Raw genomic sequence first — 24,557 nt, 5'->3', positions numbered from 1 at the left:
CCGCTACATCTGGGCCGCTACCTGAGGGTCAGCACCGGCTCCCACGCCTCGGGCTCCTGGCTGTTCTTCCGGTACGCCGACAGCGGGACCGCGTCCTCGCCGTCGACGTTCACCAGGACCAGGCCGTTGTGGAACTCGTTTCCGCACGTGTCCGCGCAGCCCAGCGCGACCAGGCGGCGGTCGTCGGCCCAGGCGAGAAGCTGGAGCACCTGCTGGCGGCCCACGGTCTCGCCCGTCGACAGCTCGGTGACCTTGGTGGGCATGCCGTCAGGGCCGGCGAGCAGCGTGCCGTCGGGCGACACGCCCGCCTTCGACTCGGTGGCGACGTAGCCGGAAGGCGCGTCGTGCGGTCTGCCCTCCAGGTCCAGGAAGGCGTCCGGCTGCTTCCAGACGTTGCTGCGCTCGCGGATCAGGGTGCCGTCGTCGCTCCACTTGAAGTCGCGCCTGACGTTGCTGTTCTCGGTCCAGCAGGGATCGACGGCGTGGAAGTCCCCCGCCGTCGCGGTCGCCGCGTCGACGAGGTAGAAGCCGATGCGGCTGGTAGCGATCATCTGGAACGGCGGCTGCCGGGGATCCTCAGGCGTCGCCGCGACCCGCGCCGGGCACCGCCGCTCGTCGACGGACGTCATGTCCAGGTCGGGGGACTCGTCGTAGGCGGTGGCGAGCAGGCGCGTGCCGTCCGGGGACCAGGCGACGCCGCCCACGGGGTGGTCCACCGGCACCCACGCCCGCACCTGCCGGGTCTCCATGTCGAAGATCCCGATCCTCCGCACGGGCAGGTCCCTCTCCAGGACCGCCGCCCAGCGCAGGCCGGGCGCGACCTCGGCCCAGCCCCACTCCGTCTTCTCGTAGCTCTCCGTCGCCGGATCGAGGAGATACCACGTGCGGTCCAGCACCTTGCGCCCGGCGACCGTACGCGACCGCCACGTGTAGTAGGCGGAGACGGCCACTCTGCCCGCCGCGATCATCGTCTTCGGCGGGGAGTTCCCGGTGTCGGCGAGCACGTCCTGCACGGGGATCGTCTGCCGGTAGGGCTGGACGGGCACCACCACGGGCGGGCCGCCGACCTGCGAGATCGGCTCCGCGGTGAAGAGGGGGACCACGGCCAGCGGCACCAGCAGGGCCACGGCCGCCACGACGGCCGCACACGAGACCGCCCCCGCGAATCTCGTCAGGCGCAGCCGCGACCGGCGGCGCAGCGCCCGGTCGGCGAGGTCGCCGGGCACGTGGACCTCTCGCGACCACTCCTCCAGCGTCTGCTTCAGCATCCGGGGCGTCATGAGATCACCTCACTCAGGCGCAGATCGGCGAGTTCCGGCGCGGTCGTCCGCAGCCGGGCGAGGGACCGGTGCGCGGTGCTGCGCACGGTCCCGACGGAGCAGCCGAGGACCTGGGCCACCTGGTCCTCGGGCAGGTCTTCGAGATAGCGCAGCACGAGCACGGCGCGCTGGCGGGGCGTCAGCCGGGCGAGCGCCTTGCGCAGGATCATCCGCAGCTCGGCCTCGTCGGTGCCCGCGCGGCCGGCCGGGTGCTCCGGCACGTCGGCCATGCTGGTCTCCCGCTGCCGCCAGGCGAGCCGCCACCAACTGATCTGCTGCCGGTACATGACCTGCCGCACGTACGCCTCGGGCTCGTCGAGCCGCCCCCACCGTGTGACGACCTTGGCCAGGGCGGTCTGCACCAGGTCCTCTGCGGAGTGCTGGTCCCCTCCGGTCAGCAGATAGGCCAGCCGCATGAGCGCCGGCGCGCGGGCCGACACGAATTCGCGGAATCGTCGCTCCTCTGCGGCGTCCACGAGCACCTCCTCGGATTAATGTCTGCCTGTAGACGCCCCGAGCACCGGCACGCTATGCGTGCGGTTGCCAGTAGGGTGCGTATCCGACCCACCGAGCTGCGAACAAGCGAGCGGAAACGGAAGCCATGACCGAGTGGACGCCCGACGCACGTGAGCTGGCGGACCTGGAGCTGCTGCTGTCCGGGGCGTACGCGCCGCTGACCGGCTTCCTCACCTCGGCCGAGGTGGAGAGCGTGGTCGAGCGCGGGCGGCTGCCCGGAGGGACGTCCTGGCCCGACCCGATCACGATCGCGCTCCCGGAGGAGTTCGGGCCCGGCGCCCGGGTGACGCTCAGGGACCCCGAGGGCGCGGCGGTCGCGGTGCTGACCGTGGAGGAGCGGGACGGCCACCATGCCGCCGGGCCGGTCGAGGCGCTCGACGCCCCCGTGTACGGCCCGTTCTCCCGGCTGCGCCGCACGCCGGAGGAGGTCCGCAAGGACCTGCCGGACGGCGAGGTCCTCGCGGTGACCATGCGCGGGCCGCTCGACGGCGCCGCGCTCGACGACATGGCGGCGACCGCCGAGGAACTGGACGCCACCGTGCTCCTCATGCCCCTCGTCTTCGGCGAGGGCGGCCCTGCCGTGGTGCGCGCCGCGCTCAAGGCGGCCGAGCGGCTTCCGGGGGCGACGGTGGTCGCGGTGCCGCTCGCGCCGCGCGAGGACACCGAGATCGACCTCGAACTCCGCGAGCACGTGGCCCGCAACTACGGCGCCACCGAGCACTACGCCGGTCCCGCGCCGGTCACCATCCCCGGGCCGCCGCACAAGCGGGGGCTCGTGGTGTTCTTCACCGGCCTGTCCGGCTCGGGCAAGTCGACGATCGCCCGGGGCCTGCGCGACGCGCTGCTCGAACGGGGCGGCCGCACGGTCACCTACCTGGACGGCGACGTCGTGCGGCGGATGCTGTCGGCGGGGCTCACGTTCTCTCGCGAGGACCGCGACCGCAACATCCGCAGGATCGGCTTCGTGGCCGCCGAGGTCGCCCGCCACGGCGGCCTGGCGATCTGCGCGCCCATCGCGCCGTACGCCGCGACCCGGGACGAGGTGCGGGCGATGGTCGAGGAGGTCGGCGGCGACTTCCTGCTGGTCCACGTGGCCACGCCGCTGGAGGAGTGCGAGCGCCGCGACCGCAAGGGCCTGTACGCCAAGGCGCGGGCCGGGCTGATCCCGGAGTTCACCGGGATCTCCGACCCGTACGAGGAGCCGGAGGACGCCGACCTCGTCCTCGACACCACGGACATGACGATCGAACGCGCGGTCGGCGCCGTGCTGAACCTCGTCACCTCGGGCGGCTGGGTCCGCTGAGGCGTCCGCCGAAGGCTCAGGAGGGCGGCACCGGCGTCGACGTGAAGCGCGGCAGCCGCCCGAGCTGCGCGAACGCCCGGGTGGCGCCCGGCGTGGTGTCGAACCTGGTGTCGCCCCTGGGCGCCAGCGGCGAATCGAAGTAGACCAGCGCCTTGATCTGGGGGTAGTCCCCGATCTGACGCCGGACCGACTCGAAGAAGTCGCGCTTGAACGCGGGCGCCCCGCGCCGCTCGAAGGCGCCCCACTCGGCGACCATGATCGGCTTGGCGGGGAACCTGGCCTGCATCCACCGGTAGAACCCGGGCCAGCCCGGCGCGTCGGGCCGGGTCTTGTCGACCAGCCCGGCGAAGTCCGTCACCCGGTCGTCCGCGTACGGGTCGAAGGCCACCCAGTCGACCACGTCGTCGCCGGGGTAGAGCCTGCCGAACCACGGCTTGGCCGCCCAGTTGGGCGCGCCCATGTAGGTCATCACGGTCACCGCGTTGCGCACCCCCTGCTGCCGCAGGCGGGTCACCACGTGGCGGTACATCGCGACGTAGTCGGCGGCCGAGTAGCCCCCGCCCTCGCGCACGTCGTTCTCCGGCTCGTGGTGGATCGTGAGGAAGAACCGGCCGGGGAACGTGCGCCGGATGTGCTCGGCGAGCCTGTCGACGCGCCCGTCCACCTCGCCGCGCGCGACCTCGGCCCACGTGTGGTCGAGCGCCGGCTTCCAGTTCACCAGCAGCAGGCGGGGCCCCTTGGCGATCTCCCGCTCCTCGGCGGTCGGGAAGAGCTCTCCGCCCCGGTGGTAGACGTGCACGATGTCGGCCCGGCGCCCCATGCGCCGTTCGGCCAGGTCCACCGCGCGGATCGGGCCGCGTCCGGAGAAGACGTCGGGCGCGATCCCCCACCACGCCCCGCACGTCGGGATGAGCTTGTCCGTGACCACGCAGGCGACCGGCCTCGTCCCGGCGCCGCCGCCCGGCACCCGCCCGCTCGTGGCGGTGCCCGTGCAGGCCGTCGCGCACACCCCCGCCACCAGTACGGCCAAGCCGGCGATGAGTCTCATCGCGCCCCCTTCCTCGGCAGACCACGCAATGAACGGATGGGCAAACACCATCCCATCAATCCCCGTGGTTTCGGGGGCCGTTTCCCCATCTCACGAGTACGGATATTTCCGTTTTCATCGGCTAATTGAGCGGCCATCGCCTGACGCGAATTCGGCAATAGCCGGGGACGAAACTCCGTGGCGGCTTATAGTTCGAGACCGGATCCCGCGGACCGCCGCCGGGACCACGAACGCGCCCGGCTGCCCCTTCCTCATCCGGGGGGCACCGGTGGCCCCACCGCCGGCCGCGGCCGCGTGACGAACGAGGGCACGGGGAGTTCGATGAGCCTGCCGCCGCACAGCCGCGACCTGTCCGAATACGGCTCCGTGCTCGGGCGCAGGCGCCTGGTCGCCGCCGTCTGCCTGCTCGCCGGAGTGGGCGGCGGGGCCGCGGCGCTCGCGATGACCCCCGAGCGTTACACCGCGGTCGCGCAGGTGCAGGTATTGCCGACCGGCGCGCAGGAACAGTTCAACGTGCCGAGCTCCCGGCAACGGGAAACGCTCAACCTCGACACCGAATCACAGGTCGCCCGATCGGCGGTCGTCTCCACCCTGGCCGCCGCGATTCTGAAATATCCGGATCCGGAGGAATTGCGGGAGCACGTGACAGTGGACGTTCCTCCCAATTCCGCCATTCTCTCCATTTCTTACTCGGCGTCGGATCCCCGGGCCGCGGCCGCGGGGGCCCAGGCGTACGCGGAGGCGTATCTGCGCAACCGCGCCCGCGCCGCCGAGGACGCGATCGACGCCCAGCTGAAGCTGATCGCCGCGCGACTGCGCGAGGTCAAGGACGACCTCGACGAAGCCACCACGACCCAGGCGGCGACCACCCAGACCGCCCAGACCACACAGACCGCGGCGGGGCCGGGAACGGCCAGGCGGCAGGCCATGCTCGCCCGGCAGATGTCGGACCTCACGCTGCGCTACGACGCGCTCAAGACCGTCGCGGTGACGCCGGGCACGGTGATCAGCCCCGCCAGGCCTCCCGCGCGGCCGGCCCATCCGAGCCCGCCGCTCTTCCTCGGCAGCGGCCTGTTCCTCGGCATACTCGCCGGGGCGGGGGCCGCGTTCGGCCGCGACCGGCTGGACACCCGCATCCGCACCTGCGCGGACGTCGAACGGCTGTGCGGCCTGCCGCTGCTCGCCGAGCTTCCGGCCAGGCCGGACACGGCGTTCCTCGACGAGATGGCCGCCGCCGTCGCCACGTCGCTGGGCGGCGGGCCCCACCGGCTGCTCCTCGAAGGCGTGGGGGCGGGGAGCCTCGACGGCGTCGGCGCACAGGGCAGGGCCAGGCAGCTCGCCAAGGGCCTGGGCTCCGCGCTGGCGCATCTCGTGCCGGTGACGGTCGTGACCGGCCGGTCCGCCCATCCCGACGCCGCCCTGCTGCTGATCACCCTGCGCCGGACGACCTCCCCGGAGGTCACCCGGGCCGTACGGCAACTCGGCCGGCAGGGCGCCCGCGTGCTCGGCGCCGTCGCCGTGCCGCCGGGGTTCGTCGCGCCCGTCCCCGAGACGGCGGAGTGGGGCGCGTGAGCATCCCCGCCCCCCGCGCCGCCGCCCTGCCTGCGGCGGCCCGCCCCCGCCCCCGCCCCCGGCGCCGGCGCCGTCCCGCGCGGGCGGCGTGGCCGATCGCGGCGTTCCTGCTCGGCTATCCGGTCTGGTGGGCGCTCGGCCTGGGCGGGCTGTCGGTGGTGGTGCTGGCCGTGCCGATGGCGGTGGCGTTGTGGCACAGGCGGCCGATCCGCGCGCCGAAGGGCTTCGGCCTGTGGGCGCTGCTGCTGGCGGGCTACCTGGTCAGCGCGCTCGCGCTCGCCGAGACGCCGGACGGCACGTACGGCGAGCTCGCCGCCGGCCGGGTCGTCGGCTACCTGATGCGGCTGGCCGTCTACGTCTCACTCCTGATCATGGTGCTCTACCTGGGCAACCTCACCCATGACGAGCTGCCGCAGCGCACCTTGGTCAGGTGGCTCGGCGTGCTGTTCCTGACGGCCGTCGCGGGCGGGCTGCTCGGCGTGCTCGCGCCGGGCTTCGCGTTCACCTCGCCGCTGGAGATGGCGCTGCCGTCGTCGATCGGCGGCAACCCGTTCGTCGCCAACCTGATCCACCCGACGGCGGCCCAGATGCAGCACGTGCTCGGGCACGCCGCGCCGCGCCCGGAGGCGCCGTTCGAGTGGGCCAACGCCTGGGGCAGCGACGTCTCGGTGCTCGTGATCTGGTTCGTGGTCGGCTGGTGGACCTACGGCGGGCCGTACCGCCGCGCGGCGGCCGTGCTCGTGCTCGCCGCTGCCGCCGTCCCGGTCGTCTACTCGCTCAACCGCGGCCTGTGGATCGGGCTCGGGATCTCGGCGGCCTACCTGGTGATCCGGGGCGCACGCCCCCTCCTGGCCGGAGCGGTCGCGGCCGTCGCCGCGGCGGCGTTCCTGCTGTCGCCGCTGAGCACGATCGTCGCGCAACGGCTGGACAACCCGCAGAGCAACGGCATCCGCGCCTTCACGGTCGCGGCCACCGTCCGGGTCGCGGCCACCTCGCCGGTCATCGGGTATGGCAACACGCGCAACGCGTACGGCAGCCACCGCACGGTCACGACGGGCCGCAGCCCGTGGTGCGTGGAGTGCGGCCATCCCCCGCTCGGCAGCGACGGGCAGCTGTGGCTGCTGCTGATCAGCCAGGGCTTCGCGGGAGCCCTGCTGTACGTCGCCTTCTTCGCCGGCGCGGTGCGGCGCTACTGGGCCGACCGGACGCCGATCGGCAAGGCGGGGACGCTCGTGATGATCCTCGTGCTGCTCTACATGGTCGTCTACGACGGGCTGATCAGCGCCCTGACCCTGTATCTGATCTCCTTCGCCCTGCTCTGGCGCAACGCCGCCAGGACATCCGACCCCGGGGAGGCGCGATGAGAGACGCGGCCGATCGTCTCCACTACCTGGACGAGGTGATGGACCTGCTGTTCCCCCCTTCCCTGCCCGGCGCTTGCCCGGGCGTCCGCAGCGTGCTGCCGCACCGCCTCGTCCCCCGGCGGGTCGTCCCGCGCGCGTGGTGGCACACCGCGCTGGGGCGCGGCCTGCCCGTCGGAGGCGCCGGGACCGACACGATCGAGACGCACCTGAGCGACGTCCTCAGCCGCCGGATGCGGGTCGTCGTCCACGTCAGGCCCGCCCGCCGCGCCAACCGCAAACCGATCCTGGAGGCGTACGACGAGTCGGGGCTCGCGGGATTCGTGAAGATCGGCGACTCGCCGCGGGCCAGGCGGCTGGTGCGATACGAGAGCGAGGTGCTGCGCATGCTCGCCGGGCGGCCGTTGAAGGTCGTCGTGCCGCCCGACGTGCTGTATCACGGCGCGTGGCGGGGTCTTGAGGTGCTGATGCTGTCGCCGCTGCCCGTGACCTCCCGCCGCGTGCCCGCGCGCCTGCTCGCCTCGGCCGCGCGGGAGATCGCCGCCATCCGCCCGTACGACGAGGAGACGGATTCCGGGGAGGCCGCGGCCTGGCACGGCGACTTCACCCCCTGGAACGTCGCCGCGGGGGCGGACGGGCGGCTGCTCGTGTGGGACTGGGAGCGGTTCGCCGTGGGCGTGCCGCTCGGCTTCGACACCCTGCACCACTTCTTCCACCGGGCGCTGCGCCGGATGCCGCCTCCGGTCGCCGCCCGATCCTGTCTCGCCCAGGCGGGCGGGCTCCTGGAACCGTTCGGCGTCGAGGTCGCCCAGGCACGACGTACGGCGGTCCACTACCTGGTCGCCCTGGCCGAGCGGCACCGCCGCGACGGCCAGGAGCCGCTCGGGCCCCCCGCCGTCTGGCTCAACCCTCTGGTCGACCACCTGGAGTGCCTGCTGTGAGGTCAACGCTGAAACACCCCGCGCTGAAACACTCGGCGCACGCCGTCTCGCTCGCCGCCGGGAGGGCGACCAGCGCGGGCAGGGTGCTGCCGTCGTTCCTGATCATCGGGGCGCAGCGGTGCGGCACCACCTCGCTGTACCGCGCCCTGTCCCGGCACCCACTGATTATGAAGCCGGTGCTGCGCAAGGGCGTCCACTACTTCGACATGGCCTACGAGCGGGGCCTGCCCTGGTATCGGGCCCACTTCCCGCTGACGTCCGGGGCGCAGGCGCTCCGATTCCGGTGGGGCCATGCCCCCCAGGCGTTCGAGTCGGCCCCCTACTACCTGTTCCATCCCCTGGCGGGGGCCCGCATCGCGAGGGACCTCCCCGGGGTCAAGCTGATCGTCTTGGTCCGGGACCCGGTCGAGCGGGCCTGTTCCGCCCACGCGCACGAGCTGGCGCGGGGGTTCGAGACCGAGCCGTGCTTCGAGCGCGCCCTCGCGCTGGAGCCGGAGCGCCTCGCCGGCGAGGCAGAACGGCTGCGGACCGTCCCCGGATACGCGAGCCACGCGCACCGGCACCAGGCGTACCTCGCCCGGGGACGGTACGCCGAGCAACTGTCCCGCCTGGAGCCGCTCGTGGGGCGCGACGGGATTCTGGTCCTCGACAGCGGACTGCTGTTCCGCGACCCCGGCGCCGCGTACGACCGGGTGCTGAGGTTCCTGGGGCTGCCCCGGCTCGGCGGCGTGGAGTTCGAGCGGCACAACGCCCGGCCGCGCGAGGCCATGCCCGCGTCGGTCCACCGGCGGCTTCGGGAGCACTTCGAGCCGTGGGACGCGCTGCTCGTCCCGTGGCTGGGAGCGGTGCCCTCGTGGCGGCGCTGACCGATCTTCCGCGGCCGGGCGGCCTTCTCCGTCATGGAGTCGCCGGTCTGGCCACGGCGGGCGCCACGGCGGGCGGGCAGTTCGCGCTCGTACTGGTGGTGACGCGGTCGCTCGAACCGGCGGCCGCCGGGGCGTTCTTCACGGCCACCGCGCTGTGCCTGATGCTCGCGGGCGTCGTCCGCCTGGACACCGGCAACGGCCTGGTCCACGCCCTGGCCCGCAACCGGTCGGTTGACGGCGCCGGCCGGGACGGGGGGCGGCGGCTGGTCCGCGGGATCCTCGCGCCGGTGGCCGCGCTCGCCGCCGTGACGGGCGCCGGTGTGGTTCTGGCCTCCGGGCCGCTGGCCGGGCTCACCGGCGTGCCCGGCGGCGTCTGGGTCGTGCTGGCCGCCGCCCTGCCGTTCGTCGCCGTGTCGGACGTGCTGATCTGCGCCACCCGCGGCCTCGGCACCATGCGGCCGACGCTGCTGCTCGCCGGGGCCGTCCAGCCGCTCGGGCAGCTCGCCCTCGTCACCGTGGCCGTGCTCGCCGGGGCCCCGCCGCCGGTGCTGGCCGCCGCCTGGGCGCTTCCCTCCGTGGCCGGCGCGGCGCTGGCCGCCGTACGGCTGCGCGGGCTCGGGCCGTACGACGTGGGGGAGGTGGGCGCCTTCTGGCGGCACACCGCCCCGCGGTCGGCCGCGGCGGCCGTGCAGTCGGTGTTCCAGCGGCTCGACGTGGTGATCGTCGCGCTGCTCGCGGGTCCCGCCGCCGCGGCCGTCTACACGGCGGCGACCCGGTTCAAGGTGCTGGGGCAGCTCGCCGGACAGGGGCTCGCCCAGGCCGCGCAGGCGCGGCTGGTGAGGGCCCTGGCCGAGGGCGACCTGGACGGCGCCCGCGCGCTGTATCGGACCACCACCAGATGGCTGGTCGTGCTCACCTGGCCGCTCTGGCTGGGGTACGCGGCGCTCGCGCCGTGGCTGCTCCCGCTGTTCGGGCCCGCCTACGCCGGCGGCGGCGCGATCGCGCTCGTCCTTTCTGCCACGATGATGGTCGCGACCGCCTGCGGCATGGTCGACGTCGTGCTCGTCGCGGGCGGGCGCACGGCGGCCAGCCTGGCCAACGTGACGACGGCCGTCGCCGTGACGATCGCCCTGGACGTGCTGCTCGTGCCCGCGTACGGCGCGCTGGGAGCGGTGCTGGGCTGGTCGGGCGGCGTGCTCGTGAAGAACCTGCTGCCCGCCGTACAGGTCCACCGCCGCTACGGCCTGCGCCCCTTCGGCAGAGGCCGTCCGGTAGAGGTCACGAAGGCGGCCGGGGCTGCGAGGGCGGTCTCGTGACCGCGGAACCGCCCGTGCTGGTCACCGGCCTGCCGCGCAGCGGCACGAGCTGGGTGGGCCGGATGCTCACGGCGAGCGGGCGGCTGGTCTACGTCAACGAGCCGCTCAACCCGCAGCGCCCGCCGGGCCGCTCCCCCGGCGTGCTCGACGCGTCGGTGACCCACCGCTTCCAGTACATCTGCCCCGACAACGAGACGCCCTGGCTGGCGGCGTTCTCCCGTACGGTCGCGCTGCGCTACAACTGGCGCGCCGAGATCCGCCGCAGCCACGGGCCCGGCGACCTCGCGCGGATGGCCAAGTACGGCACGGCGTTCACCATGGGCCGCCTGCTGACCAGGCGGGCGCTGCTCGACGACCCCTTCGCGCTCCTGTCCGCCGAGTGGTTCGCGCGCCGCCTCGGGTGCCGGGTGGTGGTCGTGGTCCGCGACCCCGTGTCGTTCGCCGGGAGCTGGCGGCGGCTCGGCTGGCGGGTGGACGCGCGCGAACTGCTCGACCAGCCCCTCCTGCTGCGCGACCACCCGTACGTGGCCGAGCTCGGAGCACTCGCGGGGGACCGGGACGTGGTCACGGGCGCGGCTCTGCTGTGGAAGGTCGCGCGGCGGGTCACCGACACGGTGGCCCGGCGCGCCGCCGGTATCAGGGTCGTGCGGTACGAGGATCTGTGCGCCGCGCCCCTCGACGGCTTCCGCGACCTGTACGACTGGTGCGGCCTGTCCTGGACCCGCCGCGCCGCCCGCCGGATCACCGCCGCCTGCACGTCCTCCCGCTCTGGATCCCGCGCCGCCTTCGCCTGGACCGGCCTGTCCCGTACGGCCTACCGCCCGATGGACTCCCGGCAGGCGCTCACGTCGTCCTCCCTCCCCCACGAGGACACCGCCCGCGTACGGGCCCTGGTGCACGACTGATCGGCCTATCGTCCGTTGAAGGTTGGCCCGTTCCTCGAAACTCCGGGACTTGCCGGCCCAAGCGTTGCGAACGAGCCCATGCCTGCGGCATCACCATCGCCGCCGCCAGGCCGTCGAGTACACAGGGTGACCATTCCTATGCGTATCGTTTTCCCGTGCCCCTCACGCCTCCCCAAGACGACGGCTGGATCGCTTTCGTCGACGAGTCCGAGTCCAATCCGCAACTCGATCCAGACGTGTACATCCTCGCCGCAGCGCTCGTTCACGGGACGGCTTGCGAGAAGATCAGAGCCTGGATGGGCGGGCTGCGCCTCGACGGACAACGCAAGCTGCACTGGGCCAAGGAATCCGCGAGCAGACGCGACGAGATCATCCACGCCGTCGAATCGCTCGACGTGCTCTATCTGGTCGTGCTGCTGGAAGACATCTCCGGATCGACATCGGAGCGCCGGCGGCGCAGATGCCTTGAGCGCCTCTTATGGGAGTTGATCCAGTCAGGCGTACGCCATGTGGTGCTGGAGGCGCGAGAGCGGACCCAGAACAAGCGCGACCTCGATCTCCTGACCGTGCTCGCTTCCCGCCACAGGATCACGGCGAGACCGCGAGTAGATCACCTTGCGGGTCCGGCGGAGCCCTTGCTGTGGCTGGCGGACGTGCTGGCAGGCGCACTGGTAGCGAGCCGGTGCGGAGATCCGGGCTACTGGGAACGGCTGGCCGTGTCCGTAGAGATGCATCGGCTCTGAAGGATGCCCGAAAAGACGCAAGCCCGGGACCCCACCGTCCGGAGGGACCTTCCCGGGCTCACTTCCAACCGCTTCGCAAAGCGGCGGCCTCGGACGCGATTCTACCCTCCCCGTCCGCAGACAACCGCCGATCGTGAGCAGGCGGCACCGGGCTAGCCCAGGGTGGTGTCGCCGAGGGAGGCGAGGAGGGTGCGCAGGGCGGCGGCGAGGTGATCGCGCTCCTGAGGGTCCAGCGACGCCAGCAGGCGGGCCTCGTTCGCGACGTGCGGCTCAAGCACCTCGTCCACGAGCGCGAGGCCGCGCTCGGTGAGCCTCACCCGGATCGACCGCCGGTCGCCGGAGTCGGGGATCCGTTCGACCAGGCCCCGGGCCGCCATGCGGTCGATGCGGTTGGTGATCGCGCCGGAGGTCACCATGGCCGCCCTGTTCAGCGCTCCCGCCGTCAGCTCGTACGGCGGGCCGGACCGGCGCAACGTCGCGAGCACGTCGAACTCCCAGCGCTCGAGGCCGTACGCGGCGAAGAACTCCTTCAGCTCCCGGTCGAGCAGCCGCGACAGCCGGCTGATCCGGCCCATGATCCCCATGGGCCATACGTCCAGGTCGGGCCGTTCCCGCGCCCACTGCGTCATCAGCAGATCGACGGCATCGTCCATGGCGATCCCTAAGCGGTAAGTATCTCAACGTTAAGTAGTTTGACGTCTATGCGAGTCTCATGCTGTTATTTCAACGTTGAGATTATCAACGAGGAGCAATCTTCATGAGCATGTTCGCCACACGCCGGTCCGGTTCTGCCGGAACGCTGGCCCTCACCGCGCTGACGCCGCTCGCCTGGGGCTCGACGTACGCCGTGACCACGGAGTTCCTGCCGCCCGACCGCCCGATGTTCACCGCGGTGATGAGAGCGCTGCCCGCCGGGCTGGCATTGCTGGTCATCGGCCGCGTGCTGCCGCGCGGCGTGTGGATCTGGCGGGCCGTGGTGCTCGGCGTGTTGAACATCGGGGCGTTCTTCCCGTTGCTGTTCCTGGCGGCGTACCGGCTGCCCGGCGGCGTCGCGGCCGTGCTCGGCGCGATCGGGCCGCTGTTCGCGCTCGTCTTCGCCGCCCTGCTGCTCTCCGAGCGTCCGACCGTACGCAAGGTGCTCGCCGGCCTCCTCGGACTGCTCGGGGTCGGGTTGGTCGTCCTGCGCGCCAATGCGCAACTCGACATGGTCGGCGTGCTCGCCGGGCTGGCCGGGGCCGCGTCCATGTCCGCCGGGACCGTGCTGACCAAGCGCTGGGGCCGTCCCGATGGGGTCGGAGCCCTCGCCCTCACCGGATGGCAGCTCACCGCGGGCGGGCTGCTGCTCGTCCCGGTCGCCCTGCTCATCGAGGGCGCGCCGCCGGCGCTCAGCGGCGAGAACCTGCTCGGCTACGCCTACCTGGGCATCGTCGGCACCGCCCTCGGCTACTGGATCTGGTTCCGCGGGATCTCCCGGCTCCCCGCGACGTCCGTCGCCTTCCTCGCGCTGCTGAGTCCGGTCTCCGCCGCCGTCATCGGCTGGGCGGCCCTCGGTCAGGCCCTCAGCCCGGTGCAGCTGCTCGGCATGGTCCTCGCCCTCGGCGGCACCCTCCTCGGCCAGGCCCCGGCCGGGCCCTCCCGGCGCGCCGCGGCCCCGCCCGAGCCCGTACGGCCCGCGGCCCGGACGGCCTGTCCGTCCCGCTGACACGAACGAGCCCCATACGCGGGGCGACCAGCGGGACGTGGGAGGATTTTCCCGGCCGTGCCATGCGCGAACTGCGCCATGCGCTACCTGTGCCCATGCGCGAACTGTGCCCATGCGCGAACAGAGGACGACCGGAGGACGACCGCGATGCGCGACGAGAAGATCAGCGATTTCCTGTCCCGCCTCGCCGATCGGGTGCCCGCGCCGGGCGGAGGCGCCACCGCGGCCCTGCACGCCGCGCAGGCCGCGGCCCTGCTGGGCATGGTCGCGCGCTACACCACCGGCGAGAAGTACGCCGAGCACGCGGCCGTGATCGAACAGATCACCGGCGAGACCGACGAACTGCGGTCGAGCGCCCTGCGCCTGGCCGAGGACGACGCGGCGGCGTTCACGACGGTCACCGAGGCGTACAAGCTGCCCAAGGACACCGACGAGGCGAAGGCGGCCCGATCGGCCGCCATCGCCGAGGCGCTGGTGGGGGCGGGCAAGGTCCCCGCCGAGGTGGTCGCCGTCGCGAGGAGGGCCGTCGGCATCGCCGAGGAACTGCTGCCCATCGGCAACCGCAACGTCGTCTCCGACATCGCCGCCGCCACCGAGGCCGCCCGGGCCGCGGCGACCACCGCCCGGGTGAACATCGAGATCAACCTCGGGGGGATCAAGGACGAGCGGGTCCGCGCCGAACTGGCCGCGGAGGCGGCCGGGGTGGACGAGGTCGCCGCGCGGGCCGAACGGGTCACCGCCGCCGTCCGCGAGGAGATCGCCAAATGAGCGCCCGCGTCCTGTCCGGCAAGGAGCTCGCGGCGTCGATCCGGTCCGAGGCCGCCGAGCGGGCCGCCGCGCTCGCCGCGGCCGGCACGCCGCCGAAGCTCGCGGTCGTCGTCGCCACGGCGGACGAGTCCAGTGCCTGGTACGTCCGCTCGATCGCCCGCGCCGCCGAGAAGGCCGGCATCACCTGCGACATCGTCGACCTCGGCGCGGAGGCGGTCCCCGGCCTGATCCGCGACAGGCTGGCGGCGCTGAGCGACGACGACACCGTGCACGGGATCATCCTCCAGACCCCGCTCCCGCAGGGAGCGAAGCTGGAGGACCTGGCCGGCGCGATCGCGTTCGAGAAGGACGTCGACGGCGCCAACCCGCTGTCGCTGGGCCGCCTGGCCGCGGGCCTGCCCGCGTTCGCCCCGGCGACCGCCGAGGCCGTCGTGGCGATCCTCGACCACCACGAAATCGACCTGGTCGGCAGCCACGTCGCCGTGGTCGGCCGGTCCACGGTGGTCGGCAAGCCCGCCGCCCATCTCCTGCTGGACAGGAACGCCACCGTGACGGTCTGCCACTCCCGTACGCGGGAGCTGCCCGCCGTCACCTCCGCGGCCGACGTGGTCGTGGCCGCGGTCGGCCGCGCCGGGCTGATCACGGCCGAGCACGTGCGGGCCGGGGCGGTGGTCGTGGACGTCGGCACCAACCCCACCGAGGACGGCGGCCTGGTCGGCGACGTCGACGCGGTCGCGGTGGCGGGCAAGGCCGGGGCGCTCACGCCCGTGCCCGGCGGGGTCGGCCCGGTCACCACCGCGCTGCTGCTGCGGCACACCGTAGATGCCGCCGTGCAGGCCGCCGAACGCGGCTGAGGCACCCGGGACCGTCAGAGCGCCTCGTCCGGCACACCCGCCGCGACGACGGGCGGGGTCGAGCTCGACGGGGTGCGCGCCACCACCGGAGCCTTCCAGGCCACGGTCACCAACGGCGGCACCAGCAGCGCCAGCGTCCAGGTCAGCCCGAGCGCCTCTGCGACGCGGCCGACGAGCGCCGGAGCGAGCAGCATGGCGGAGTACGTCATGGTGGTGAGCCGGGCGACCGCGGCGGTCGCTCCCGCGCCGCCCTCCTCCGTGCCCGCGTGCCCGGCCGCGCTGAAGATCAGCGGCAGCGGCGTCGCCAGCCCGAGACCGGCGAGGGCGAACCCGGCGACCGCGAGGATCGGCGTGGGGGCCACGACCACCGCCGTCAGGCCGGCGGCCGCCAAGGCAGCGCCGCTCCGCACCAGGACACGTGCCGGGTGCCGGGCGGACAGCCGGTCGCCCACCAGCCGTCCTGCCGTCTGCCAGGCGGTGAAGGCGACGAGGCCCAGCGAGGCCGTGCCCAGCGAGGCGCCGAGGTCCTCGTGCAGGAACACCCCGCTCCAGGTGATGACGGCCCCTTCGCAGGCCAGCACCGCCGCGCCCATCGCGCCGAGGAGCAGGACGCGGCGCGCCCAGCCCGCTCGCCGTCCGCGCCGTCCGGCTCCGTCGTCCGTACGCGCGGGCGAGGGCCCCGCGGAAGGCTCCTCGGCGGGCAGTCGCCCGCCCACCACCAGGACGACGGCCGTCACGGCCGCTCCCAGGATCAGGTAGTGCGTGGTGAGGGACATGCCCGCCTGCGCCGCGGCCCCACCGGTGAGCGACCCGGCCACGGAGCCGATGCTCCAGGCCGCGTGGCAGCCGTTCATGATGGGACGGTGCGCCGCCCGTTCGACCATCACCGCCTGCGCGTTCATCGCCGTGTCGAGCAGCCCGTTCGCGGCGCCGACGAGGAGCATGGCCGCGGCCAGGTGGACGGGCCCGCCGGCGAGGCCCACCCCGAGCAGGGCGAGGGGAAGCGCGACCGCGGCGATCCGCACGACCCACGCACTGCCGATCCGCGCCGCGAGGCGCCCGGCGACCTGCGTGGCGGCGAGCGCCGCCACGCCGACCAGGGCGGTCAGGAGCCCGAGCAGCCCGGCCGTCAGAGCGTGCTCCGTCTTCAGCGACGGTGTGCGGACCGCGAACGCGGCGATCAGGGCGCCGTTCACGGCGAACACCGCCGTCACCGCCGCGCGTGCCCGTCGCACGGCTCTGCCCTCCCGGCCCTCTCGTCGTCGCTCCCGACCGGCGTCCCGGGCCACCTCGGACATGCGTCCCGCCTTCCCGTACGGCGCCTCCCGACGGGCGCCTCCCGGAAGGACGACGGCGCGGAGGCGGATTTTCGACATCCGGGCGGGATCGGATGTCGATTTCGGCGACGCACCGCGTCGTAGAGGAGAGCGGCCGCGCGGGGCGGCCCGTGTCCGGAGGAGGAAGCCGTTGAAATACCTGCTGTTGATCTGCGCCGAGGAGTCGGTCGAAGTCACCCCCGAGCAGGCCGATCCCGAGCCGTGGATCGAGGAGACGGAGCGCCGCGGAGTGCGGCTCGACGGGCATCGCCTGTGCCCGGTCGGCGACGCCACGACGGTGCGAGCCGGACTGGTGACCCAGGGGCCGTTCGCCGAGACCAAGGAGCAGATCGCCGGCTTCGACATCATCGAGTGCGCCGACCTGGACGAGGCCATCGAGATCGCCCAGAAGCATCCCGTGGCGTCGTTCGGCTCGATCGAGGTGAGGCCGTTCTGGCCGGAATGAGCGGCGCCGACGTCACCCGGGTCGTCGAGGAGGCGTTCCGAGAGGAGTGGGGCCGCGTCGTCGCCACGCTCATCCGGCTGACCGGCGACTGGGACCTGGCAGAGGAGTGCGCCCAGGACGCCTTCGCCCAGGCACTCGCCCGCTGGCCCCGGGACGGCGTGCCGCGCCGTCCCGGGGCGTGGCTCACCACGGCGGCCCGCAACCGGGCGCTGGACCGGCTCCGCCGGGCCACGTCCGAGACGGCACGCCTCCGCTCGATCGCGGCCACGCCGGCTGCCCCCGATCCGGAGCCGGTGGAGGAGGACCACGTGCCCGACGACCGGTTGCGCCTGATGTTCACCTGCTGTCACCCGGCCCTGCCGCTGGAGGCGCAGGTCGCCCTCACCCTCCGTACGCTCGCAGGGCTGACCACGGCCGAGATCGCCGCGGCGTTCATGGTGCCGGAGACGACCATGGCGCAGCGGCTGGTCAGGGCCAAGAAGAAGATCCGCAACGCCGGCATCCCCTACCGGGTGCCGCCCGCGCACCTGCTGGCCGAGCGGACTGCGGGGGTGCTCGGCGTGCTGTACGTCCTGTTCACCGAGGGATACTCGGCCAGCGGCGGGCCGAGCCCCGCCCGGCCGGAGCTGACCGCCGAGGCCATCCGGCTGGCCCGGGTGCTCGCCGGGCTGATGCCGGGCGAGCCCGAGGCGCAGGGGCTGCTCGCGCTGATGCTGCTGCAGGACTCGCGGCGCGCGGCCCGGTTCGACGCGGCGGGCGACATCGTCACCCTGGAGTTCCAGGATCGCGCGCAGTGGGACCACGACGAGATCGAGGAGGGGCTGCGGCTGCTGGACGACGCGCTGGCGCGCCGCCGCCCCGGGCCCTACCAGGTGCAGGCGGCCATCGCCGCCTGTCACGCCACCGCCCTCGACCCGGACGACACCGACTGGCCGCAGATCGCCGGTCTTTACGCACAGCTCGTACGGCTGGCGCCGTCTCCGGTGGTCGAGCTGAACCGGGCGGTGGCCGTGGCGATGGCCGACGGCCCCCTCGCAGGTCTGCGACTGGTCGACGAACTGCGGGCGGGCGACGCGCTGGCCGGGCACCACCTGCTCGCCGCGACCCGTGCCGACCTGCTGCGCAGGCTGGGCCGTACGGCGGACGCGGCGCAGGCCTACGAGGAGGCCCTGGCGCTCGCGCCGACCGACGCGGAGCGCCGCTACCTCGCCCGCAGACGTGCCGAGACCGGTGGGACCTGACAGGCGGCGCGGTCGTGCGGCCCCTGCCTGCCGGGCACCTGCCGCCGGCGGAACACCACCGAACCTCCTGTGCGAGATGCGTCCGTGGGCGCTACCGCAGTTGGTCGCGGCGGCGGGTCAGGGAGACGATCTCGGCGGTGTTACCCGCCAGGTCGATGGCTTTGTCGTAGGCCGCGCGCGACTCCCGGCCACGGCCCAGCCGGCGCAGCAGGTCGGCGCGGGTGGCGTGGTAGGCGTGATAGCCGGCCAGCCTGGGCTCGAGACGGTCGACGGCCGCCAGTGCCACCTCAGGGCCGTCGATCTCGGCGACCGCGATGGCCCGGTTGAGGGCGATGATCGGCGAGGAGTCGAGGCGGACGAGCTGGTCGTAGAGGGCGAGGACCTGCGACCAGTCGGTGTCGCGCATGTCGCGGGCGGAGGTGTGCACGGCGTTGATCGCCGCGAGGATCTGGTAGCGACCCGGAGCCACCCCGGCGGCGGCAGCGGCGAGGCGCTCGCGCACCAGCCGGTGCCCCTCGGCGATCAGCTCCGCGTCCCAGGCCCCACGGTCCTGCTCGACGAGCGTGACCAGTTCGCCGCCGGCCGAGACCCGGGCGGGGCGGCGGGCCTCGGTCAGGAGCATCAGCGCCAGCAGCCCGGCCACCTCACCGTCGTCCGGCAGGAGGGCACGGATCAGGCGAGTGAGCCGGATCGCCTCGGCGGTCAGCTCGTGCCGTACGGGATCGGTGTCGGGGCCGGTGGCCAGGTAGCCCTCGTTGAAGACGAGGTAGAGGACGGCGAGGACGCCGGAGACGCGCGCCGGGAGATCCTCCGCCGACGGCACCCGATAGGGAATGCGCGCCGCCTTGATCTTGGCCTTCGCGCGGGTGATCCGCTGCCCCATGGCGCTCTCGGCCACCAGGAAGGCGCGGGCGATCTCGGGCATGGTCAGGCCGGCGACCATGCGCAGCGTCAGCGCCACGCGGGTCTCCATCGCCAACGCCGGGTGACAGCAGGTGAAGATCAGCCGCAGCCGGTCGTCGTCGATGGCGCCGACAGGCTCGGGCGGGTCATCGCCGTACGACATCTGAGCCTCCTTCTGCTTGTCGTCGCGTTTGTTCTCGCGCCGGATCCGGTCGATGGCTCTGTGGTTGGCGGTGGTGGTCAGCCAGGCGCCGGGGTTGGGGGGCACGCCGTCGGCCGGCCACCGCTGCACGGCGGTCGCGAACGCCTCGGCGGCCGCCTCCTCGGCGATGTCGAGGTCACCGAAGCGCCTGGTCAGGGAGGCGACCACCCGGGCCCACTCCTCGTGGTGGGCCCGGGTGATCGCCTCGCGGACGTCGACGTCGTTCACAGGAACGGCCGCACCTCGATCTTCCGGTCGCAGACCTTCGACGCCTCGGCGGCGAGCTTGAGCGCCACATCCAGGTCGGGGGCCTCCCACACCCAGACGCCGGCGAGGTACTCCTTCGACTCCAGGAAGGGCCCGTCGGTGACCATCGCCTCCCCGCCCCGGTTGTCGATGACCGTGGCCGCGTCGGTGTCCGCGAGTCCGCCCGCGAAAACCCAGTAGCCCTCGGCGATCAGTCGTTCGTTGAACGCGCTGATGGCAGGCTGCCTGTCCGTGCTGCCGGGATTGCTCTTGTCGTCGATCACGGAAACCAGGTAGCGCATCTGAAGATCATCTCCTGCGGTGTAGGACCAGCGTGGTTCGGTGGTCAGGGACTTCACGCCGTCGGCGCGTACTGCGGGCGCCCGGCCGGCCGGTAGACCTGGATCGTCACGCCCTTGGAGTCGACGCGCGACTCGACCAGGTCGAGCGCGAGATCCGGGCCGGCGTCGGGGAACAGCCGCGCGCCCTGGCCGACGACCACCGGGACGATGATCAGAGTCATCTCGTCGACCAGATCGTTCTCCAGCAGCCACCGGGTCAGGATGCCACTGCCGTGCACCTGCAACTCACCCCCCGGCCGGGCCTTCAGTTCTCGTACGGCGGCCGCGACGTCTCCGGACAGGACGGTCGTGTCCGACCACGCCGGATCGGTGAGCGTGGTCGACGCCACGTACTTGGCCCGTGTGTTCAACGCTTCCACGACGCCCTCCCAGCCAGGGGCATCCCGGACCGTCAAGGTCCCCCACGAGCCGGCGAACAGCTCGTAGGTCCGCCGGCCGAACAGGAACGCCTCGGCGCGCCGGTAGGTCTGGTTGATGAACGCGTGGGTCTCGTCGTCGCCCTTGCCCAGGGCCCATCCGCCGCGCTCGAATCCGTTCCTGCGGTCCTCGTCCGACACGCCGCCGTTCCCCTGCGTCACTCCATCGACGGTTACCTGGGTCACGGTCGTCAGCTTCATGATCGCGGTTCCTCTGCCTTGGCGCCGCCCCTTGTGGGCGGCCTCACCCCTGCTACGAACGCCACCGCCGCGATCCGACACCGCCTCCCGGATTTCTTCGAAAAGCTTTCTCTCCTCGGCCCCGGGGGATTCAGAGCAGGTCGTCGGGGAGTGGGACCCCCTCCTTGGCGGCGATCTCGCGGACGGCCGCTTCGCAGGCGGACCAGCGCCGTCCGTCCTTCGTGCGTACGACGTTGCGGGGCGGCTGCGGGCACGGCTGGTTGCCGGGGGTGTGCCATGTGCAACGCCGCGCGGACGCGCTTGCGGGGTTCAGGTCGCCGGGGAAGGGCTCGAAGCGCTCAGCGGACATGGCGGAAGCGTAAAACCCGATCTCCGCGGCGGGAAGATCCGTCGTTCATGGGGTGGTCATTGCGGCGTCATGCCGTGGACGGAAGATCGGTTTAGAGATTGTCTACCTTCAGGCCCGTTATTGCTTGGAGGTACAGAATGCGCAAATTTGCGCACATTGTCGCCGTGGCAGCGGTCGTCGCCGCGGGCTCCGTGGCCGTCGGCGGGACGGCATGGGCCGAGACGCCCCCCGGTGACAGGCCGGCCGAACCACCCGGCTACCAGACCACCGTCCCCGGCGAGTCGGTCGAGGCGGCCCGCACCGACCGTGTGATCGCCCCCGGCGTCGTGCTGACGTCGTTCGACACCTTCGGCCGTACGGGCTGGACCCGCGCCCACGTGCTCAACGCCGACCTGGCGGACGACCGGGTGGACGTGGGCATGGTCGGCGGCACGCTGACCGAGACGCGGGCGCTGTCGAAGTCGGCGGACGCCGCGGGAGCCGTGGCCGCGGTCAACGGGGACTACTACGACATCAACCAGACCAACGCGGTCATCGGCCCCGAGGTCAGGGACGGCCAGGTGCGCAAGGCGACCGCCCAGCCCGCCACGGTCGCCTCGGTGGGCGAGGACAAGATCGCCCGGCTCGCGAGCACGCTGCTGGAGAGCACGGTGACGGTGGGCGGCACGGACCGTCCGGTCGCCTCGCTCAATTCGGCGTCCCTGCCCGCGAACGCCGTCTCGGTCTTCACCGACCAGTGGGGGCCGGGCCTGCGCACGCTGATCGGCCACGGCACGCCCGTCACCGAGCTGGTCGTCTCCGGCGGCGCCGTCACGGCGGTGAACGACGCGGTCACCACGACCTCGGTGCCCGCCGGAGGCCTGGTGGTCGTGGGCGTGGGGAGCGCGGCGGCCCCGCTCGCCACCGCCAAGGCCGGCGACCCGGTGACGCTCACCACCGGCCTGCGCACCGACTCCCCCGCGAAGCTGCGCACCGCGCTGGGCAGCGGAGCGGTCCTCGTGCGGGACGGCCAGGCCGTCGACTTCCCGCCCTCGACGGGCAACGACGCGCCGAAGCCGCGTACCGCGATCGGCTGGCGCGACGGAGGCAGGCGGCTCCTGCTCGTGACCGTCGACGGCTCGGCCAACTTCTCGGCCGGTCTGAGCTTCGACGAGACGGCCAAGCTCCTCGTGCGGCTCGGCGCCGACGAGGCGTTCATGCTCGACGGCGGCGGCTCGTCCGATCTCGTCGCCCGCACGCCCGGCGACCCCGGGGTGAGCGTGGTCAACACCCCGTCGGACGGTGGTGAGCGGCCCATCCCCAGCGGAGTCGGGCTGTTCGCCGCGAAGGGATCGGGATTGCTCAAGGGCATCGCGGTGCGGACGAGCGCGCCGCGCGTCTTCCCCGGGCTCACCGTCGGCGTCTCCGCCGCCGGGTACGACGAGTCGTACGCCCCGGTCGCCCTCGACGGCGGCAAGGGCGACCCCGTCCGTTGGAACGCCGGGAAGCTCGGCACCGTGCGCGACGGCGTGCTGCACGCCGAGCGTTCCGGGGAGGGCGAGATCGAGGCCCGCTCGGGGCGGGCGCACGGCGCGGCGGACGTCCGCGTGCTCGGCGATCTGTCCGCCGTCGCGTTCACCACCACGAGCCTGACCCTGGACGCCGGCGGCTCGGCCGTCGTGGGGGTCGCCGGCACCGACGCCGACGGCTTCGACGCGCCGATCGCCGCCCGCGACGTCGACCTGGACTACGACACGGCCGTGGTGAAGGTGGAGCCGCGCGACGACGGGTCGTTCACGGTCACCGGGCTGGAGGCGGCCGACGGCCGCGGCGCCGTGATCACCGCGACCGTCCAGGGCAAGGTCGCGCACCTGCCCGTCGCCGTCGGGCTGAAGCGCGGGTCGCTGGCCGAGTTCGACGGCGGCGAGCCCTGGGGCGTCTCGACGGCCAAGGCCACCGCGTCGGTGGCGGGCGTCGACGCCGCGGACCGTCCCGGCGCGGCGGCAGGCAACCAGGCCCTCGCGCTCACCTACGACTTCACCGGCACCTCCGGCACCTCGGCGGCGTACGCGGTGGCCAAGCCCGGGCCGCTCACCCTGCCGACCGGCACCAGGCGGCTCGGGCTGTGGGTGTACGGCGACGGCCGCGGGCACTGGCTGCGGGCCACGCTGCGGTCGCAGGGCACGACGAACGTCCCCTTCACCTTCGCCACCGTCGTCGACTGGACCGGATGGAAGTGGGTCGAGGGCGCCCTGCCCACCGGCTTCACCGAGCCGATCACGCTGCTCAACGTGTACGTGGTCGAGACGTCCAACCTCGCCAAGGACGCGGGACAGCTCAGGTTCGACGGGCTCACCGCGCTGGTCGGGCAGGATCTCGCCACCGGCGACACCCGGACCCCCGATCCGTTCGTCCTTGAGCAGGCCGACATCGACCGTTCGCGCTGGCGGTTCGCGATCATGTCCGACCTGCACGTGGGCGCGGCCGGGGGCACGACGTCGTTCGCGGCGCAGCAGGCGGCCGCCGCGCTGAAGCAGGCCGTCGCCGCGAAGCCCGACTTCATCGTGATCAACGGCGACTTCGTGGACAACAACACTCCGGCCGACTTCGCACTCGCCCAGGAGATCCTCAAGGCCAACGTGCCGGCGGACCTGCCGGTCTACTGGACGCCGGGCAACCACGAGTCCGGGGCCACGGCGACGGGGACCCTGGACAACTTCCTCGCCACCGGGCGGCCGGCCCACCAGGCGTTCGACCACAAGGGCACCCGCTTCGTCCTGCTCAACACCACGCTGGGCGGGCTGCGGACGTCCGACTGGTCGCAGGTGCCGGAGCTGCGGCAGGACCTGGACGCCGCGGCGAAGGACAGGTCCGTGAAGTCCGTCGCGGTCGTCTTCCACCACCCCCTCCGCGACCCCTCGGGGGCGGGCGCGTCCCAGTTCTCCGACCAGCGTGAGGCGGACCTCGTCGAGAAGTGGCTCGCCGACTGGCGGGAGTCGTCGGGCAAGCCGGTGGCGTTGTTCACCGGCCACGCCCACACCGCCGCCGCGACCAGGTCGGACGGCGTGCTGGAGGTCACCACGCCGCCGGTGGGCAAGACGCCCTACAGTTCGCCGGACAAGGGCGGGTTCTTCGGGTGGGAACTCGTCGGCGTCGATCCCCGGCCCGGCGAGGTCGAGGCGGGCCGTCCCAGCCCGGAGACCCGTGACTGGGTCGTGGCGCGGACGAACCCGCTGATCGACAAGATCTCCCTGTCGGTGCCCGGCACGCTCGCCCCGGGCGCCTCGGCGGAGGTCTCGGCGACGGGCAGCACCAGCGGCGCGAACCTGACGCTCCCGCTGGCGTACCCGGCCAGCGTGACCTGGAGCGGCGACCGCGCCCTCGCGGTGGCCGAGTCGGCCGCGGACGCGAAGAAGGCGGCACACCGCCACGGCGTCGTCGCGGTGCTCGACCTGTCCACGCACACGCTCACCGGTGTACGGCCCGGCCAGGCCACCCTCACGGTCACGTCGGGAGGGCAGACCGCCTCGGCCACGGTCACCGTGGCCCAGCAGGCCCGATAGGAGGAGCTCAGTAGGCCCGATGAGAGCGGCGGGCCGGTCTCCCTCATCGAGAGCGACCGGCCCGCCGTTCCCGCATCCACGGCCGCGGCAGGCGTGGCA

Annotated in this window: 22 protein-coding genes and 1 pseudogene; 14 read left to right on the top strand and 9 right to left on the bottom strand. The window is 73.2% G+C overall.

Annotated features, from left to right (window positions below; all coding sequences use genetic code 11):
• Nucleotides 1–17: 17 nt before the first annotated feature.
• Entirely contained in the window at nucleotides 18–1,280 is a 1,263-nt protein-coding gene (locus FLW16_RS36020) for a hypothetical protein (protein WP_142565100.1), read from the bottom strand.
• Nucleotides 1,277–1,795 (bottom strand): SigE family RNA polymerase sigma factor, encoded by a 519-nt coding sequence (locus FLW16_RS36015; RefSeq protein WP_142565098.1) that lies wholly within the window; start codon nucleotides 1,793–1,795, stop codon nucleotides 1,277–1,279. Before FLW16_RS36015 ends, FLW16_RS36020 begins: the two co-directional genes overlap by 4 nt.
• Nucleotides 1,796–1,899: 104 nt before the next feature.
• On the opposite strand from FLW16_RS36015, the pseudogene cysC reads away from it, so the two are divergent.
• A pseudogene (gene cysC / locus FLW16_RS36010) lies at nucleotides 1,900–3,138 on the top strand (adenylyl-sulfate kinase); the annotation flags it as partial.
• A gap of 16 nt (nucleotides 3,139–3,154) precedes the next feature.
• On the opposite strand, the gene FLW16_RS36005 reads toward cysC, so the two are convergent.
• Nucleotides 3,155–4,186 (bottom strand): glycoside hydrolase family 26 protein, encoded by a 1,032-nt coding sequence (locus FLW16_RS36005; protein ID WP_142565094.1) that lies wholly within the window; start codon nucleotides 4,184–4,186, stop codon nucleotides 3,155–3,157.
• Between the two features lie 321 nt (nucleotides 4,187–4,507).
• On the opposite strand from FLW16_RS36005, the gene FLW16_RS36000 reads away from it, so the two are divergent.
• The 7 genes from FLW16_RS36000 to FLW16_RS35970 all read left to right on the top strand — a co-directional run bounded on the left by FLW16_RS36000 (nucleotide 4,508) and on the right by FLW16_RS35970 (nucleotide 11,890).
• The gene (locus FLW16_RS36000) at nucleotides 4,508–5,758 is read left to right on the top strand and encodes a YveK family protein (RefSeq protein WP_142565092.1); all 1,251 of its coding nucleotides are present in this window, start codon (nucleotides 4,508–4,510) and stop codon (nucleotides 5,756–5,758) included.
• Nucleotides 5,755–7,122 carry a hypothetical protein gene (locus FLW16_RS35995; protein WP_260615963.1) on the top strand — a complete coding sequence of 456 codons (1,368 nt, stop codon included), beginning with the start codon at nucleotides 5,755–5,757 and terminating at the stop codon, nucleotides 7,120–7,122. The genes FLW16_RS36000 and FLW16_RS35995 overlap by 4 nt, the downstream gene beginning before the upstream one ends.
• The gene (locus FLW16_RS35990; RefSeq protein WP_142565090.1) at nucleotides 7,119–8,060 is read left to right on the top strand and encodes a hypothetical protein; all 942 of its coding nucleotides are present in this window, start codon (nucleotides 7,119–7,121) and stop codon (nucleotides 8,058–8,060) included. Before FLW16_RS35995 ends, FLW16_RS35990 begins: the two co-directional genes overlap by 4 nt.
• Nucleotides 8,057–8,926 carry a sulfotransferase domain-containing protein gene (locus FLW16_RS35985; RefSeq protein WP_221891451.1) on the top strand — a complete coding sequence of 290 codons (870 nt, stop codon included), beginning with the start codon at nucleotides 8,057–8,059 and terminating at the stop codon, nucleotides 8,924–8,926. The genes FLW16_RS35990 and FLW16_RS35985 overlap by 4 nt, the downstream gene beginning before the upstream one ends.
• Nucleotides 8,893–10,242, top strand: coding sequence for a lipopolysaccharide biosynthesis protein (locus tag FLW16_RS35980; RefSeq protein ID WP_260615962.1), 1,350 nt, complete (start codon nucleotides 8,893–8,895; stop codon nucleotides 10,240–10,242). Before FLW16_RS35985 ends, FLW16_RS35980 begins: the two co-directional genes overlap by 34 nt.
• Nucleotides 10,239–11,147 (top strand): sulfotransferase domain-containing protein, encoded by a 909-nt coding sequence (locus FLW16_RS35975; RefSeq protein ID WP_142565088.1) that lies wholly within the window; start codon nucleotides 10,239–10,241, stop codon nucleotides 11,145–11,147. Before FLW16_RS35980 ends, FLW16_RS35975 begins: the two co-directional genes overlap by 4 nt.
• A gap of 155 nt (nucleotides 11,148–11,302) precedes the next feature.
• Entirely contained in the window at nucleotides 11,303–11,890 is a 588-nt protein-coding gene (locus FLW16_RS35970; protein ID WP_142565086.1) for a hypothetical protein, read from the top strand.
• Between the two features lie 152 nt (nucleotides 11,891–12,042).
• On the opposite strand, the gene FLW16_RS35965 is transcribed toward FLW16_RS35970, so the two are convergent.
• Complete coding sequence (locus FLW16_RS35965; RefSeq protein ID WP_142565084.1) at nucleotides 12,043–12,543, bottom strand: MarR family winged helix-turn-helix transcriptional regulator; 501 nt, start codon at nucleotides 12,541–12,543, stop codon at nucleotides 12,043–12,045.
• 104 nt (nucleotides 12,544–12,647) lie between these two features.
• Here FLW16_RS35965 and FLW16_RS35960 point away from each other — a divergent pair, with 104 nt between their 5' ends.
• The 3 genes from FLW16_RS35960 to FLW16_RS35950 all read left to right on the top strand — a co-directional run bounded on the left by FLW16_RS35960 (nucleotide 12,648) and on the right by FLW16_RS35950 (nucleotide 15,214).
• Nucleotides 12,648–13,592, top strand: coding sequence for an EamA family transporter (locus tag FLW16_RS35960; protein WP_142565082.1), 945 nt, complete (start codon nucleotides 12,648–12,650; stop codon nucleotides 13,590–13,592).
• A gap of 147 nt (nucleotides 13,593–13,739) precedes the next feature.
• A complete protein-coding gene (locus tag FLW16_RS35955) occupies nucleotides 13,740–14,360 on the top strand; it encodes a cyclodeaminase/cyclohydrolase family protein (protein ID WP_142565080.1) in 621 nt (206 codons plus the stop codon).
• Nucleotides 14,357–15,214 carry a bifunctional 5,10-methylenetetrahydrofolate dehydrogenase/5,10-methenyltetrahydrofolate cyclohydrolase gene (locus FLW16_RS35950; protein WP_142565079.1) on the top strand — a complete coding sequence of 286 codons (858 nt, stop codon included), beginning with the start codon at nucleotides 14,357–14,359 and terminating at the stop codon, nucleotides 15,212–15,214. The genes FLW16_RS35955 and FLW16_RS35950 overlap by 4 nt, the downstream gene beginning before the upstream one ends.
• A gap of 14 nt (nucleotides 15,215–15,228) precedes the next feature.
• On the opposite strand, the gene FLW16_RS35945 is transcribed toward FLW16_RS35950, so the two are convergent.
• Nucleotides 15,229–16,512 carry an MFS transporter gene (locus FLW16_RS35945; protein ID WP_185949737.1) on the bottom strand — a complete coding sequence of 428 codons (1,284 nt, stop codon included), beginning with the start codon at nucleotides 16,510–16,512 and terminating at the stop codon, nucleotides 15,229–15,231.
• A 169-nt stretch (nucleotides 16,513–16,681) separates the two neighbouring features.
• On the opposite strand from FLW16_RS35945, the gene FLW16_RS45635 reads away from it, so the two are divergent.
• Nucleotides 16,682–16,996: a YciI family protein gene (locus tag FLW16_RS45635; RefSeq protein ID WP_260615959.1), complete on the top strand. Its 315-nt coding sequence runs from the start codon at nucleotides 16,682–16,684 to the stop codon at nucleotides 16,994–16,996.
• Complete coding sequence (locus tag FLW16_RS35935; RefSeq protein WP_142565073.1) at nucleotides 16,993–18,237, top strand: RNA polymerase sigma factor; 1,245 nt, start codon at nucleotides 16,993–16,995, stop codon at nucleotides 18,235–18,237. Before FLW16_RS45635 ends, FLW16_RS35935 begins: the two co-directional genes overlap by 4 nt.
• 91 nt (nucleotides 18,238–18,328) lie before the next feature.
• Here FLW16_RS35935 and FLW16_RS35930 read toward each other — a convergent pair whose 3' ends face one another.
• The 4 genes from FLW16_RS35930 to FLW16_RS35915 form a co-directional block, all read right to left on the bottom strand.
• On the bottom strand, nucleotides 18,329–19,570 hold the full coding sequence (locus tag FLW16_RS35930; protein WP_142565072.1) for an RNA polymerase sigma factor: 1,242 nt from the start codon (nucleotides 19,568–19,570) through the stop codon (nucleotides 18,329–18,331).
• Nucleotides 19,567–19,890, bottom strand: coding sequence for a YciI family protein (locus tag FLW16_RS35925; RefSeq protein WP_142565070.1), 324 nt, complete (start codon nucleotides 19,888–19,890; stop codon nucleotides 19,567–19,569). Before FLW16_RS35925 ends, FLW16_RS35930 begins: the two co-directional genes overlap by 4 nt.
• Nucleotides 19,891–19,943: 53 nt before the next feature.
• Entirely contained in the window at nucleotides 19,944–20,567 is a 624-nt protein-coding gene (locus FLW16_RS35920; RefSeq protein ID WP_142565068.1) for a dihydrofolate reductase family protein, read from the bottom strand.
• A gap of 130 nt (nucleotides 20,568–20,697) precedes the next feature.
• A complete protein-coding gene (locus FLW16_RS35915; protein WP_142565066.1) occupies nucleotides 20,698–20,916 on the bottom strand; it encodes a hypothetical protein in 219 nt (72 codons plus the stop codon).
• A 164-nt stretch (nucleotides 20,917–21,080) separates the two neighbouring features.
• Between FLW16_RS35915 and FLW16_RS35910 the strand changes: the two genes are divergently transcribed.
• Nucleotides 21,081–24,458 (top strand): phosphodiester glycosidase family protein, encoded by a 3,378-nt coding sequence (locus tag FLW16_RS35910; protein WP_185949736.1) that lies wholly within the window; start codon nucleotides 21,081–21,083, stop codon nucleotides 24,456–24,458.
• Nucleotides 24,459–24,557: the final 99 nt, after the last annotated feature.

It is taken from the genome of Microbispora sp. KK1-11, from assembly GCF_006874435.1.
Taxonomy (GTDB): domain Bacteria; phylum Actinomycetota; class Actinomycetes; order Streptosporangiales; family Streptosporangiaceae; genus Microbispora; species Microbispora catharanthi.
This window is presented reverse-complemented; position numbering and strand designations above follow the sequence as displayed.

Coding starts and splice junctions, on each gene's coding strand:
- FLW16_RS36020 (WP_142565100.1), bottom strand. CDS start 1,280: ATGACGCCCCGGATGCTGAAGCAGACGCTGGAGGAGTGGTCGCGAGAG.
- FLW16_RS36005 (WP_142565094.1), bottom strand. CDS start 4,186: ATGAGACTCATCGCCGGCTTGGCCGTACTGGTGGCGGGGGTGTGCGCG.
- FLW16_RS36000 (WP_142565092.1), top strand. CDS start 4,508: ATGAGCCTGCCGCCGCACAGCCGCGACCTGTCCGAATACGGCTCCGTG.
- FLW16_RS35990 (WP_142565090.1), top strand. CDS start 7,119: ATGAGAGACGCGGCCGATCGTCTCCACTACCTGGACGAGGTGATGGAC.
- FLW16_RS35965 (WP_142565084.1), bottom strand. CDS start 12,543: ATGGACGATGCCGTCGATCTGCTGATGACGCAGTGGGCGCGGGAACGG.
- FLW16_RS35960 (WP_142565082.1), top strand. CDS start 12,648: ATGAGCATGTTCGCCACACGCCGGTCCGGTTCTGCCGGAACGCTGGCC.
- FLW16_RS35955 (WP_142565080.1), top strand. CDS start 13,740: ATGCGCGACGAGAAGATCAGCGATTTCCTGTCCCGCCTCGCCGATCGG.
- FLW16_RS35950 (WP_142565079.1), top strand. CDS start 14,357: ATGAGCGCCCGCGTCCTGTCCGGCAAGGAGCTCGCGGCGTCGATCCGG.
- FLW16_RS35945 (WP_185949737.1), bottom strand. CDS start 16,512: ATGTCCGAGGTGGCCCGGGACGCCGGTCGGGAGCGACGACGAGAGGGC.
- FLW16_RS35935 (WP_142565073.1), top strand. CDS start 16,993: ATGAGCGGCGCCGACGTCACCCGGGTCGTCGAGGAGGCGTTCCGAGAG.
- FLW16_RS35925 (WP_142565070.1), bottom strand. CDS start 19,890: ATGCGCTACCTGGTTTCCGTGATCGACGACAAGAGCAATCCCGGCAGC.
- FLW16_RS35920 (WP_142565068.1), bottom strand. CDS start 20,567: ATGAAGCTGACGACCGTGACCCAGGTAACCGTCGATGGAGTGACGCAG.
- FLW16_RS35915 (WP_142565066.1), bottom strand. CDS start 20,916: ATGTCCGCTGAGCGCTTCGAGCCCTTCCCCGGCGACCTGAACCCCGCA.